Annotated in this window: 10 protein-coding genes and 1 pseudogene; 3 read left to right on the top strand and 8 right to left on the bottom strand. The window is 61.0% G+C overall.

Going from position 1 to position 13,355, the window contains the following annotated elements; translation table 11 throughout:
• Nucleotides 1-113 precede the first annotated feature (113 nt).
• Nucleotides 114-920: a bifunctional hydroxymethylpyrimidine kinase/phosphomethylpyrimidine kinase gene (gene thiD / locus GH656_RS08790; protein ID WP_153075527.1), complete on the bottom strand. Its 807-nt coding sequence runs from the start codon at nt 918-920 to the stop codon at nt 114-116.
• A gap of 172 nt (nt 921-1,092) precedes the next feature.
• Nucleotides 1,093-2,400 (bottom strand): lysophospholipid transporter LplT, encoded by a 1,308-nt coding sequence (gene lplT / locus GH656_RS08785; RefSeq protein ID WP_153075526.1) that lies wholly within the window; start codon nt 2,398-2,400, stop codon nt 1,093-1,095.
• Between the two features lie 226 nt (nt 2,401-2,626).
• Here lplT and alr point away from each other — a divergent pair, with 226 nt between their 5' ends.
• Nucleotides 2,627-3,697 carry an alanine racemase gene (alr, locus tag GH656_RS08780; protein WP_153075525.1) on the top strand — a complete coding sequence of 357 codons (1,071 nt, stop codon included), beginning with the start codon at nt 2,627-2,629 and terminating at the stop codon, nt 3,695-3,697.
• A 125-nt stretch (nt 3,698-3,822) separates the two neighbouring features.
• Entirely contained in the window at nt 3,823-5,199 is a 1,377-nt protein-coding gene (radA, locus tag GH656_RS08775; protein ID WP_153075524.1) for a DNA repair protein RadA, read from the top strand.
• 216 nt (nt 5,200-5,415) lie between these two features.
• Here radA and GH656_RS08770 read toward each other — a convergent pair.
• Nucleotides 5,416-7,360 (bottom strand): annotated as a pseudogene (locus GH656_RS08770) (ATP-binding cassette domain-containing protein).
• 125 nt (nt 7,361-7,485) lie between these two features.
• On the opposite strand from GH656_RS08770, the gene GH656_RS08765 reads away from it, so the two are divergent.
• Complete coding sequence (locus tag GH656_RS08765) at nt 7,486-7,965, top strand: glutathione peroxidase (RefSeq protein WP_153075523.1); 480 nt, start codon at nt 7,486-7,488, stop codon at nt 7,963-7,965.
• A gap of 9 nt (nt 7,966-7,974) precedes the next feature.
• Here GH656_RS08765 and cls read toward each other — a convergent pair whose 3' ends face one another.
• The 5 genes from cls to dapD all read right to left on the bottom strand — a co-directional run bounded on the left by cls (nt 7,975) and on the right by dapD (nt 13,326).
• Nucleotides 7,975-9,459: a cardiolipin synthase gene (cls, locus tag GH656_RS08760; protein WP_153075522.1), complete on the bottom strand. Its 1,485-nt coding sequence runs from the start codon at nt 9,457-9,459 to the stop codon at nt 7,975-7,977.
• Between the two features lie 144 nt (nt 9,460-9,603).
• Nucleotides 9,604-10,491 carry a 50S ribosomal protein L3 N(5)-glutamine methyltransferase gene (gene prmB, locus GH656_RS08755; RefSeq protein WP_153075521.1) on the bottom strand — a complete coding sequence of 296 codons (888 nt, stop codon included), beginning with the start codon at nt 10,489-10,491 and terminating at the stop codon, nt 9,604-9,606.
• Between the two features lie 15 nt (nt 10,492-10,506).
• Nucleotides 10,507-11,646 carry a succinyl-diaminopimelate desuccinylase gene (gene dapE, locus GH656_RS08750; RefSeq protein ID WP_153075520.1) on the bottom strand — a complete coding sequence of 380 codons (1,140 nt, stop codon included), beginning with the start codon at nt 11,644-11,646 and terminating at the stop codon, nt 10,507-10,509.
• A gap of 490 nt (nt 11,647-12,136) precedes the next feature.
• Complete coding sequence (locus tag GH656_RS08745) at nt 12,137-12,499, bottom strand: ArsC family reductase (RefSeq protein ID WP_153075519.1); 363 nt, start codon at nt 12,497-12,499, stop codon at nt 12,137-12,139.
• The gene (dapD, locus tag GH656_RS08740; protein WP_153075518.1) at nt 12,499-13,326 is read right to left on the bottom strand and encodes a 2,3,4,5-tetrahydropyridine-2,6-dicarboxylate N-succinyltransferase; all 828 of its coding nucleotides are present in this window, start codon (nt 13,324-13,326) and stop codon (nt 12,499-12,501) included. Before dapD ends, GH656_RS08745 begins: the two co-directional genes overlap by 1 nt.
• Nucleotides 13,327-13,355: the final 29 nt, after the last annotated feature.

The following is a 13,355-nucleotide window of genomic DNA, read 5'->3' as shown; positions in this document are numbered from 1 at the left end:
GGTGGGGCGGTGGCGGTGGGTAAGGTGTGCGTGCGGGCGGGGTGGGTAAGGCGGGATATCAGTGGCACGGAGCATGTCGCTTGCGGTGCTGCCGTGCAATGCCGGCAGTGTGACTACCACCAGCGATAAAAATGATGCACCGGGCCTATGCCATGGCCGACTTCCAGCCTGCCGCTTTGCTCTAGCGCGCCCGTCAGATACTGCTTGGCTTCGGCGACTGCGCTAGCCAGATCATCGCGTTGCGGCATCAGGGCAGCGATTGCCGCAGACAACGTACAGCCAGTTCCGTGAGTGTGTTTCACTGGCACGCGCGGGCCGCCAAGACATAACGTGCCGTGCGCTTCGATCAGCCAGTCGGGGCTGTCGGTGCTCTCCAGATGCCCCCCTTTCATTAACACCGCCTGGGCCCCCAGCGCGCGCAGCGCTTCGCCCTGATCAACCATCTCTGCTTCATCCGCCGCTGGTGCCATGCCTAGCAGCGCAGCGGCTTCCGGCAGGTTCGGCGTGAGCAGCGTGGCCAGCGGCAGTAGCTCATCGCGTAATGCCGCTACGGCATCGGCCGCGAGCAGTGCATGCAGGCTCTTCGAGATCATCACGGTGTCGAGCACCACTTGTGCTGGCCGGTGCCGCCGCAGTGCATCCGCCACCGCCCGCACGATCTGGGCATTGGCGAGCATGCCGATTTTGACCGCGTCGATGCGGATATCGTCGAACACCGCGTCAAGCTGTGCGGTAACGAATGCGGCGTCTGGGGTGTGGATCGCACTGACGCCGCGGGTATTTTGCGCGGTCAGTGCGGTGATGACGCTCGCTCCGTAAGCGCCGAGCGCGGAAAAGGTTTTCAGGTCAGCCTGAATGCCCGCACCGCCGCCGGAATCTGAGCCAGCAATGGTCAGGACGTGGGGAATTGCCTGGGTCATGAGAGAAGGGCGCTTGAAGTGCGCGACAAGTTAATACGGAAGTGGTGGCCGTGCGTGCCTGAAGGTGAAAGGCGATGGCCAGCGATTTGAAGCGCGGCTGCGTGTTACGCATGGCGTATCGCCTGTTGCGTGTGCCCGCCGCCGCTGTTCTGCGCTGTTCCGGCTAGCGCTGCTAGTGCTTGGCTTCACCGATCAGCGCGACTGAATCGAAGATGCGCTGGTTAGCCTGATGGCGTTTCATGACGAGCCACATCATCAGACACACGAAGGTGCCAAACAGCACGATCACGGCCGAGACCGGAATATCCAGCCAGACCAGCACCGCATACAGGCACAGCATCAGGAGCACCGAGAGATTTTCGTTGAAGTTCTGCACCGCGATGGAGTGGCCTGCCGACAGCAGCACGTGGCCGCGATGCTGCAGGAGCGCGTTCATCGGCACGACAAAGAACCCGGATAGCCCGCCGACGATCATCAGGAACAGATACGCGAGCACCAGATAGCCCGGCACGTGAATCCGGCCGTAGTAAACGCCCCAGTGCACCGGGAACAGATCGCGGCTATAGAACGCCATCAGCATCACTGAGGCTCCCATGGCGATGCCGATAGGCAGCACGTTCAGCGATTTTTTCAGGGGAATGCGCGCGGCCGCGATGATCGCGCCAACGGCGACGCCGATGGCCACGACGGCTTGCAGAATGGCGGCTTCGGAAAGTGACATGCCAAGCGAGACTTCGGCCCATTTCAGCACGATGAACTGCAGCGTCGCGCCTGCGCCCCAAAAGAGCGTGGTGACCGCCAGCGAGATTTGCCCGAGCTTGTCGCGCCAGAGCACCATGAAGCAGTCAGCGAAATCGGTGATGAGCTTGATCGGGCCGCGTTCCTGTTTCGGATAGCGGGCACCGGTATCGGGAATCCGCAGGTTGAAGAGCGCGGCAATCACGTAAATCACCATGATGACGAGCATCGCGGCTTCGGCGGGTGAATTGACTGAGGGGATGTGGTACTGCAGGATCGGCGCGGCGATATGCGGGCTGATTAACGCGCCGCCTAACACCGTGCCGAGAATGATCGAACTGACCGTGGTGCCTTCAATCCAGCCATTGGCAGCGACCAGCCGGTCGGGCGGTAGAAGCTCGGTCAGGATTCCGTATTTGGCGGGCGAATACGCCGCTGCGCCAAAGCCGACGATGCCGTAGGCGAGCAGCGGATGCGCGCCGAACAGCATGGTCAGGCAGCCGGCGATCTTGATCGTGTTGGTGATGAACATCACGTTGCCTTTGGGGCGGGAGTCCGCAAAGGCACCTACGAAAGCGGCGAGCACCACATATGACAGCACAAAGAACAGCTTCAGCAGCGGCGTCATCCAGTTCGGCGCGTGGAGGTCTTTGAGCAAGGCAATAGCGGCGATCAGAAGTGCATTGTCGGCCAGCGACGAAAAAAACTGCGCGGCCATGATGGTGTAAAAGCCTTTTTTCATCTGATGCGATGCTGTCCTTACTACGGCTCGTGAGCACTGGCCGGGTGCCAGGTCAGGGCACGTATTCCGTTCGAAATGGGTTGTGCGCCCGGCTTTATATCATGAAAATAGGCGGGCTCGGACCGGCTCCGTGCCCGGACGGGGCGACCTGAATCGCGCCCCAGATGCCAGAGCACCTGGTAAGTTCCTGATTCGCAAGTGTCTTTAGTCTCCATTCAAAACTCTCATGCCACGCCCGCTCTCAGCCACGATCAACACCGCCGCACTGGCGAATAATCTAGCCGTTGCCCGCCGTTTCGCCCCCAGCGCAAAAATCTGGGCTGTCGTTAAAGCCAATGCCTATGGTCATGGTCTGGCCCGCGTTTTCCCCGGTTTGCGCGCGACCGATGGCTTTGGCCTGCTCGATCTCGATGAAGCCGTGAAATTGCGCGAGCTTGGATGGGCCGGGCCCATCTTGCTGCTCGAGGGGTTTTTCCGCCCAACCGATCTCGATCTGGTCGACCGTTACAGCCTGACCACCGCGCTGCATTCCGATGAACAGTTGCGCATGCTCGAACTGGCGCGCTTGTCGAAGCCTGTGAATATCCAGTTGAAGATGAATAGCGGCATGAACCGCCTGGGTTATACGCCCGAGCGTTTTCAGGCCGCGTGGGAGCGCGCGCGCGCGGCGCAGGGAGTGGGCCAGATTACGCTGATGACCCATTTCTCTGACGCAGACGGCGAGCGTGGCATCCAGGCGCAAATGGCGGTGTTCGAGCGCGGCGCGCAAGGCATTTCCGGGGCGCGCAGCCTCGCTAATTCGGCTGCGACGTTGTGGCATCCCGCCTCGCATTTCGACTGGGTGCGCCCAGGCATCATCCTGTATGGCGCTTCGCCTTCCGGCGTGCATGCGGCCATACAGGACACGGGTTTGCAGCCGGTAATGACGTTTTCCTCTGAACTGATCGCGGTGCAAACCCTGGCCGAGGGCCAGACCGTCGGCTATGGCTCGATCTTCGCCGCGCGCGGGCCGATGCGTATTGGCGTGGTGGCCTGTGGCTATGCCGATGGTTATCCGCGGCTGGCACCCGAAGGCACACCGGTGGTGGTCGATGGCGTGCTGACGCGGATCGTGGGCCGGGTTTCGATGGACATGCTGACGGTTGATCTCACGCCTTGCCCGGCGGCAAACGTGGGTACTCGCGTCGAGTTATGGGGGCCAGCGTTACCAATCGACACGGTAGCCAGCGCATGCGGGACCGTGGGTTACGAATTGATGTGTGCGCTCGCCCCGCGTGTGCCGATGCGTGCGCAGTAACTGGGCAGGCTTCGGCACCAGCATGGCGGTTCATTCAGTTTCGGCTTGATTGATCTGGCCGCCCGGGGGGCGGCTGCAGCACATAGGCTGCAGCACATAAACCAATAGATGTACAGGACGGATGCGTGGCCAAACTGAAGACTTTGTATACCTGTAGTGAATGCGGTGCTCAGGCACCCAAGTGGCAGGGCCAGTGCGCGGCTTGTGAAGCGTGGAACACGCTGGTGGAAGGGGTGGCGGAGTCGCCGGTGGCGCACCGTTTTCAGTCGCTGGCGAAAACGGCTGCGGTGCAGCGTCTGGCGGATATTGAAGCCTCTGATGTGCCGCGTTTTTCCACCGGCGTCAGCGAGTTCGACCGGGTGCTGGGCGGCGGGCTGGTTGCGGGCGGGGTGGTGCTGATCGGCGGTGATCCTGGCATTGGCAAGTCAACGTTGCTACTCCAGGCGCTGGGCGAAATCGCGCATGAGCGCCGCACGCTGTATATCAGCGGCGAAGAGTCCGCCGCGCAGATCGCGTTGCGCGCGCAGCGCCTGTCGCTGCTCGATCCGGGCTCGAAGGCCAGCGAACTGAAGCTGCTGGCCGAGATTCAACTGGAAAAAATCCAGGCCACGATTGCGGCTGAGCGGCCCGATGTTGCCGTGATCGACTCTATTCAGACGATCTATTCCGAAGCCCTGACCTCCGCACCAGGCTCGGTCGCGCAGGTGCGCGAATGCGCCGCGCAATTAACCCGCATCGCCAAACAGACGGGTACCGCGATCATCATGGTTGGCCACGTGACGAAGGAGGGCAATCTCGCGGGCCCGCGCGTGCTGGAACACATTGTCGATACCGTGCTGTATTTCGAAGGTGATACGCATTCGTCGTTTCGTCTGGTGCGGGCGTTCAAGAACCGCTTTGGCGCGGTCAATGAGCTTGGCGTCTTTGCGATGACCGAGCGCGGCTTGCGGGGGGTGGCGAATCCATCGGCGCTGTTTTTGTCGCAGCATGAAACGACCGTGCCAGGTTCATGCGTGCTGGTGACGCAGGAGGGTTCCCGGCCGCTGCTGGTTGAAATTCAGGCGCTGGTGGATACCGCGAATGTGCCGAACCCGCGACGTCTTGCGGTCGGGCTGGAGCAAAACCGTCTGGCGTTGCTTCTGGCGGTGTTGCACCGTCATGCAGGCATTGCCTGTTTCGATCAGGACGTGTTTTTGAATGCCGTGGGCGGAGTCAAGATCACCGAGCCAGCCGCTGACCTCGCGGTTTTGCTGGCGATTCACTCGTCCATGCGCAATAAGCCGCTGCCAAAAGGGCTGGTGGTGTTTGGCGAGGTTGGGCTGGCGGGCGAGATCCGGCCTTCGCCGCGTGGCCAGGACCGTTTGAAGGAAGCCGCCAAGCTGGGGTTTTCGCTGGCGCTGATCCCTAAGGCCAATGCGCCGAAACAGCCGATCGAGGGCTTGCAGGTGATAGCCGTTGAGCGGATCGAACAGGCTATCGACCGGATTCGCACGCTGGAGTAACCGTGTGCGGGAGGTGTGCCGGGGGTGGTGCTGATGGTGCCGGTGCGGTGGGTGTTGTGGCTGGGAGGGTTGGAGTGTGATCGCGCTCCAGACGCGGCCTGGTCTGGAGCAGCAAATTGAGGGAGTGAGGAGCGCGAGGGCCGCGAGGGCTGTTAGCGAGGGGTCGGCTGACCCCGCAGTTTGGTCTGGCGGCTTAACCAGAGCAATCAACCAGACCTACCCAAGCTGCTCGATGGCTTCATGCGTTTCGAGCCATTCAGCTTCGAGCGTTTCCAGCCGCGCGGCAATATCCGCTTGCCGCCGGATCGCCTCAGTCAAGCGGGTTTTCTGTTCTGGCTCGTAGCTGGCGGGGTCGGCCACCACGTTATCGAGCCCCGTCTTTTCGCCATTCAGCGCGTCCATTTCTTTTTCGAGCTTGTTGATCCGGCTTTGTAGCGGCTTTTTCAGGTGCGCTACTTTTTGCCGCGTTTGCGCCTCCTGGCGTCTTTGCTCTTTGCGGTTGAGCCCTGCATCCCCACTGTTTTCATCCTGTTCCAGCGCGTTGCTGTTGCCTGCCTTAAGGGCGGCGCGCTGGGCCGCTGCGTGTTGCAGTAGCCAGTCACGGTAATCGTCGAGATCGCCATCGAAGGGTTGCAGCCGGTGCCGGGTGACGAGCATGAATTGATCGGTGGTGGCCCGCAGCAAATGACGGTCGTGCGACACCAGAATCAATGTGCCTTCGAATTGTGCGAGTGCCATGGTGAGCGCATGCCGGGTTTCCAGATCCAGGTGATTGGTTGGCTCATCGAGCAGCAGCAAGTTGGGTTTTTGCCAGATGATGAGCGCCAGCGCGAGCCGGGCTTTCTCACCGCCTGAAAACGGCGCGATGGGAGCCATGGCCATTTCGCCGGAAAAGTTAAAGCCACCGAGAAAATCGCGCAGCTCCTGTTCGCGGGTATCGGGGGCGAGCCGTGCCAGATGCTGTAGCGGCGAGTCGTCCGGCCGCAGGGTTTCGAGCTGGTGCTGGGCAAAGTAGCCAATGCGCAGGCCACGGCCCTCGCGCACGTCGCCGCCAAGTGGCGAGAGCGTGCCTGCGAGGGTTTTGATGAGCGTCGATTTGCCCTGGCCGTTGGCACCCAGCAGGCCAATCCGCTGGCCGTTCTGGATTGACAGCGTGACCTGTTCGACGATCGGGGTCTCGCCCTCGGCGCTGCGATAACCGCAGCGCACCGCTTCCATCACCATCATCGGGTTGGGCGCGGCGTCTGGCGTGCGGAACTCAAAGGTGAATGGGGAGGCGGAGTGAGCGGGGGCGATCAGCTCCATTTTTTCGAGCGCTTTCATCCGGCTTTGCGCCTGACGTGCTTTGGATGCCTTGGCCTTGAAGCGGTCGATAAAACTTTGCAGATGTTCGACGGTTTTTTTGCTGCTTTTGATAAGCGCTTTGTTGCAACGTCAGATGCTGGGCCCGCAAAATTTCGAATTGCGAATAATTGCCGCCGTAGCGTTTGATCTGCTGCTGTTCCAGATGCAGCGTCACGTTGCAGATCGAGTCGAGAAACTCTCGGTCGTGCGAGATCACGATCAAGGTGCCTGAATAACGATGGAGCCAGTCTTCAAGCCAAACGATGGCATCGAGATCCAGGTGGTTGGTGGGCTCGTCGAGCAGCAGCAAATCAGAGCGGCACATCAACGCTTGCGCCAGATTGAGCCGCATGCGCCAGCCGCCTGAAAACTGGCTGACGGGTTCGCGGGTTTGCTCGAGTGTGAAGCCCAGCCCCAGTAGCAAGGTTTCAGCGCGGGCGGGCGCAGTGTAGCCGTCGGCATCGGCAAAGGCCGCGTGGGCTTCGGCTTCTGCCGCGCCGTCATGCGCGGCAGAAGCTGCTGCGATGCGGGCTTCAATGGCGCGCAGGGCGGTGTCGCCATCAAGGGTGTAGGCCAGCGCAGTTTGATCGGCTGCGGGGGTCTCCTGGGCGACATGGGCGATTTGCCACGATGGCGGCAGCGAAAAGTCGCCTGCGTCAGCGTGTAATTCGCCTAGCAGCACGCCAAAGAGGGTTGACTTGCCCGCGCCGTTCGCGCCGATAAGACCGGCTTTTTCGCCAGGATTGAGCGTGAAGGTGGTGTGCTCGAAAAGAGGCTTGGTGCCGCGGGCGAGGCTGAACTGGCTGAAACGGATCACAGGAAGGCCGGATGGAAAAAAGCGCTATTTTAGACCGCGCGGCACAGCGCAGATACTAGCCATCTGGCCGAGTGCCGCGCACGGGGTTTTGACATAGACTGGCGGCTTTTCGGGAGCCCAAGGCCATGTCATCAATTTATTCTTTCACCGCCCGCACGCTGGGCGGCGAGGCCGTTAGCCTCGAACAGTACCGGGGCAAAGTGCTGCTGATCGTCAACACCGCTAGCGAGTGTGGCTTTACGCCGCAATACGCGGGGTTGCAAAAACTGCATGACACCTATGCGTCACGCGGCCTTGAAGTGCTGGGTTTCCCGTGCAACCAGTTCGGCAAGCAAGAACCTGGTGACGCTGCGCAAATCGGCAGCTTTTGCGCAACAAATTACGGCGTGTCGTTTCAGCTGTTCGACAAGATCGAGGTGAATGGCGCGGGGGCTCATCCGCTGTTCCGTTATCTGACTGAAGAAGCGCCGGGGCTGCTGGGGATCGAAGCCATCAAGTGGAATTTCACCAAGTTTTTGCTCAACCGGGATGGCTCAGTCATCAAGCGTTATGCACCGGTGACCAAGCCCGAAGCACTCACGGCCGACATCGAGAAGTTGCTGTAACGGCAGCGCTTACAGGATCGGCGCAAAAAGGCGTGCAAGGTGCATCCCCATGCGCCGCCATGCGGGGGCTTTGAGGTACTCATCCGCGTCGATCTCACGTGCCAGGCTGAAGTCATGCAGCAGCATGGTTTCGACTTCAGCGGCGAAGTCCCGGTCGACGGTCAGCAGCATGATTTCGAAGTTCAGCCGCAGCGAGCGGTTGTCCAGATTGGCGCTGCCAATGGCCGCAGCGAGGCTGTCGATCAGCACCACCTTCTGGTGCAAAAACCCCGGCTGATAACGAAAAATCCTGACTCCTGCGCGCACGCAATCGAATGCGTAGAGCGTCGAGGCTTCGAACACCACAACGTGGTCTCGCCGGCTCGGAATCAGGATGCGCACATCGACGCCGCGCAGCACCGCTAGCCGCAGCGCGGTAAACACGGCTTCATCCGGCACCAGGTAGGGCGAGGTGAGCCAGATGCGTTCACGGGCGGCATGAATCGCTTCAACAAGAAAGAGCGAGGCGGTTTCCTGGCGGTCGGCGGGGCCACTCGCCATCACGAGGCAATGCATGTGATCGCTGGCGTTGGCGGCGGCGGGTGTTGCTACCGTTGCTGCTGTTGCTGCCGCTATATCGGGGGCCTTAGCCGTAGCAAACCCGAGCTGCTGCTGCGTCGCCCAGTACCAGTCTTCCTTGAAGATCATCTGGATTCCCGCGACGGCCGGTCCGCGTACTTCGATATGGGTGTCGCGCCACGGCGAGAGCGGTGGTTTCGCGCCGAGATATTCGACGCCCACGTTCAGGCCGCCGACAAACGCGCGCTCACCGTCCACCACCACGATCTTGCGATGATTGCGAAAGTTGAGTTGGAAGCGGTTGACAAAGCGTCTGGTTGAAAACGAATGGGTTTCGACGCCACCAGCGCGCAAGGCCGCGATATAGCGATGGGGCAGATCAAAGCTGCCAATGCTGTCGTACAGCAGATAGACCTTGACCCCATGGGCGGCGCGCTCAAGCAATGCGTGCTTGAGCCTGTCGCCGAGGGCATCTGCGCGCACGATAAAAAACTGCACGATGACGTAGTTTTGCGCTTGGGCGATGGCAGCAAAAATCGCCTCAAAGGTGGCTTCGCCGTTGACCAGGGTGCGTACCGAGTTGCCGCTCAGAAACGGCATGCCAGCCAGCCGGGTGAGTGAGCGGACCAGCGGATGGCCAAGGTCGGCGGCAGGCTGGCCGTAGGTGGAGATCCGCGTGGCCCATTCGTCCTGGTGCCGCTGTGAGCGTAGCGATTCGCGGCCGATGGTGCGCGAATCGTCGTAGCCAGTAAAACGGCTACGCCCCAGAAATAGATAAGGCACTAGCGTCAGATAAGGCACGGTGACGAGTGCCACCGCCCAGGCCACCGCGCCTTGAGAGGTACGCGTATGCAAGATCGCATGGCAGGCCGCAATTGCGCCGAGCAGGTGTGCCAGCGCCACCAGCGGAGCGAGGTGAATCAAGTCGAATTGCATACGGGTGGCAGGACTCCTGAGGCAGGTGCTCGGGGCAGAGCGCGCGCGGGCCGGGGGGGATGCAGGGGCATCGGCGCCAGAACAACCGGAACCATGCAGCATCGGCCCGGTGCGGGCCGATGCTGCACGACATTGCGCGCGACGTTAGCGAGGCAAATCGCTCGCCTGTAGCAGGAACACGTTATCGTCGCCAGCGCTGGTCGACAGCCAGACCAGATCAAGGCCACCAAACGCCGCTTCGACATGGGCCCGCTCGTTGCCGATTTCGACTACCAGCACGCCATCGTCAGTCAGCCACTGGCGTGCTTCGCTGATGATGCGGCGCACGATATCCATGCCGTCGGTTCCGCCCGCCAGCGCCATTTCCGGCTCATGGCGGTATTCCTCGGGCAGGGCCTGCATGGACGCGCTGTTCACATACGGCGGATTCGACAGAATGACGTCGTAACGCTGAGGTGTGAGCGGTGCGTACAGGTCGCCTTCAAACAGTGCGACGCGCTCGTTGAGCGCATAGGCGTCGAGGTTGCGCGCAGCGACTTCGAGCGCGGCGGGCGAGAGGTCAACTGCGTCGATATCGGCATTGGGAAACGCGTGCGCTGCCAGCACCGCAAGGCATCCTGAACCAGTGCATAGCTCCAGCACAGTGCTCACCTGATCGGGATCGCTGACATATGGTTGCAGGCCATCGCGTAGCAGTTCGCCGATGAATGAACGCGGCACGATCACGCGCTCGTCAACATAAAAGCGCATGCCGTGCATCCACGCTTCCTGCGTGAGGTAAGCCGCTGGCACGCGGTCGCGCGCGCGCCGTTCAATCACGTTGAGCACGGCCTCGATTTCGCTTGCGCTCAGGCGCGCGTCGAGAAACGGTTCCAGCAAATCGAGTGGCAGGTGCAGTGTGTGCAAGATCAGGTAGGCGGCTTCGTCATAAGCGTTGGCGCAGCCATGGCCAAAAGCTAGCTCAGCCTGGTTGAAACGGCTGACAGCAAAGCGCAGCAGGTCGCGGACGGTGGAAAACGGGGGAATGGTCACGAGGTAGGGTCCTGGTCAGGCGATGAGTTGTTCGAGCACGCGGCGATAGATATTTTTCAGCGGCTCGATGCTGGCGATGTCGACGTGTTCGTCAATCTTGTGGATGCTGCCGTTCAGCGGGCCGAATTCGATTACCTGGGGGCAGAGACGGGCGATGAAGCGGCCATCCGAGGTGCCGCCAGTGGTCGAGAGTTCGGTGCGAATCCCGGTTTCAGCGTGAATGGCCTGCTCTAGTGCATTCGACAGCTCGCCGCGCGGCGTTAGAAACGGCAGGCCGCTGATGGTCCATTGCAGGTCGTATTCCAGCTCATGGCGCACGAGAATCGCGTGGACCCGTTGCTGCAGGCTTTCAACGGTGCTGGCGGTCGAAAAACGAAAATTGAACAGTACGTCGGCATGGCCCGCGATCACATTGCCCGCGCCCGTGCCTGCATGAATGTTCGACACTTGCCAGGTGGTGGGCGGGAAATATTCGTTGCCTTCATCCCAGCGTTCAGCGACGAGTTCGGCCAATGCAGGGGCGAGCAGATGCACCGGGTTGCGCGCCAGATGCGGATACGCAATATGGCCTTGCAACCCTTTGACGGTGAGCTTGCCGGACATCGAACCCCGCCGACCGTTTTTCACCATGTCGCCAAGCTTCGCGCTGGAAGTGGGTTCGCCGACGACGCAGTAATCCATCCGTTCGCCGCGCGCTTGCAGGGCTTCGATCACCTTGACCGTGCCATCGGTGGCTGGGCCTTCTTCATCGCTGGTGATGAGAAACGCGAGGGTGCCGCGATGCGCTGGATGGGCCGCGACAAACTCTTCGCTAGCCACCACGAAGCCCGCGAGCGACGCCTTCATGTCCGCTGCGCCACGGCCGTATAGCTGACCGTTGCGGTGGGTGGGCTCGAAGGGCGGTGAGGTCCATTGTTCGAGTGGGCCGGTGGGGACCACATCGGTGTGTCCGGCAAACGCGAGCAGCTTGCCGCGTGTGCCCTCGGTGCCGCGTTTCAGCGCCCACAGGTTGGTGACGCCGTGCGCTTCGATGGTTTCGCAGGTGAAGCCAAGCGCATTCAGGCGCTCGGCGAGCAAGGCCTGGCAATGCTGGTCGTCGGGCGTCACGGACGCGCGGGCAATCAGTTGTTCAGTAAGGGCAAGAGTGCTTGACATGGCGTGAGGCGCAAACCCGGTTCTAGATGAAAAAATGCCGGCACCAAGGCCGGTTGAAGAAATACTGGCGCAGAGCCAGTTGAAGAAAATGCCGGCGCAGGGCCGGCTGGAACGAATACCGGCGCAAGACCGGCCGAAACGAATACCGAAGCCAAGACCAGCCGAAACGAATACCGAAGTCAAGACCGGGCCGAAACGAATACCGAAGTCAAGACCGGGCCGAAACGAATACCGAAGCCAAGACCGGGCCGAAACGAATACCGAAGCCAAGACCGGGCTGAAACGAATACCGAAGCCAAGACCGGGCTGAAACGAATACCGAAGCCAAGACCGGCTGAAACGAATACCGAAGCCAAGACCGGCCGAAACGAATACCGAAGTCAAGACCGGGCCGAAACGAATACCGGCACCAAGGCCGGTATAGGGAGGGCCAGCCAGAACCTCACAAGAGCGCGGTAGTGCGCGCTTCGCGGGCGGTTCTGGCGGGCGGCTAGCTAAAGAGCGTGGCGTAAAGCTCGGGTGAGAATCCGAGCGTTTTCACCCGCCCGTTCACTACCACCACGGGCCGCTTGATGACCGACGGCTTGTGAATCATCAGCGCGATCGCGCCAGCCTGGGTGCTGGCGGCAGCTTTCATGTCGTCGGACAGCCCACGCCATGTCGTGCCGCGCTGGTTTAGCAACGCCTCAAGCGTGACGTCCTTAAGCCAGTCTTGTAGCAGCGGCGTGGTGACGCCAGCTTTTTTGAAATCATGAAATTCGAATTCGATGCCGTGTTCTTCGAGCCATACGCGGGCTTTTTTCACGGTGTCGCAATTCGGAATGCCATAGACGACGGTCTTTGGCGCAGCCATCAATCACCCCGCAACAGTTCGTTGAGGCTGACCTTGGCGCGGGTTTTCGCGTCGACTTTCTTGACGATGACCGCGCAGTACAGGCTGTGTGAACCATCTTTGGCCGGCAGGTTGCCTGCCACCACGACGGAGCCTGCTGGAATCCGGCCATACGTGACCGAGCCGGTTTCGCGGTCGTAAATTTTGGTGCTCTGGCCCAGATAGACGCCCATCGAGATCACGGAGTTTTCTTCGACGATCACGCCTTCCACGACTTCCGAGCGCGCGCCGATGAAGCAGTTGTCTTCGATGATGACCGGGTTGGCCTGCAACGGCTCAAGCACGCCGCCAATGCCAACGCCACCTGAGAGATGCACGTTTTTGCCGATCTGCGCGCAGGAACCGACGGTGGCCCAGGTATCGACCATCGTGCCTTCATCGACATACGCGCCGATGTTGGTATAGGACGGCATCAGCACGACATTTCTGGCGATGAACGAGCCGCGGCGCGCAACGGCTGGCGGCACGACACGAAAGCCGCCAGCGGCGAAATCAGCGGCGGTGTAGTGCGCGAACTTCGAAGGCACCTTGTCGTAGAACTGGGTGAAGCCACCCGCGGGCATCGCTGCGTTGTCTTCGAGACGAAACGACAGCAGCACGGCTTTCTTGAGCCATTGATGCACGATCCACTCGCCGTCTTTCTTTTCGGCGACGCGCAGGCTGCCCTGGTCGAGTTGTTCGAGCACGTGCGCGACGGCATCCCGTACTTCGGCTGGAGCGGCTTTCGGTGACAGCTCAGCGCGGTTGTCCCAGGCGGTATCAATGATCTGCTGAAGTGATTGCGACATAGTGATTGGTGAGTAGCTTGAAGAGAGAA

This window comes from Paraburkholderia bonniea (genome assembly GCF_009455625.1).
Taxonomy (GTDB): domain Bacteria; phylum Pseudomonadota; class Gammaproteobacteria; order Burkholderiales; family Burkholderiaceae; genus Paraburkholderia; species Paraburkholderia bonniea.
The sequence above is the reverse complement of the archived record's forward strand: the minus strand, read 5'-3'. Positions and strand labels throughout refer to the sequence as shown.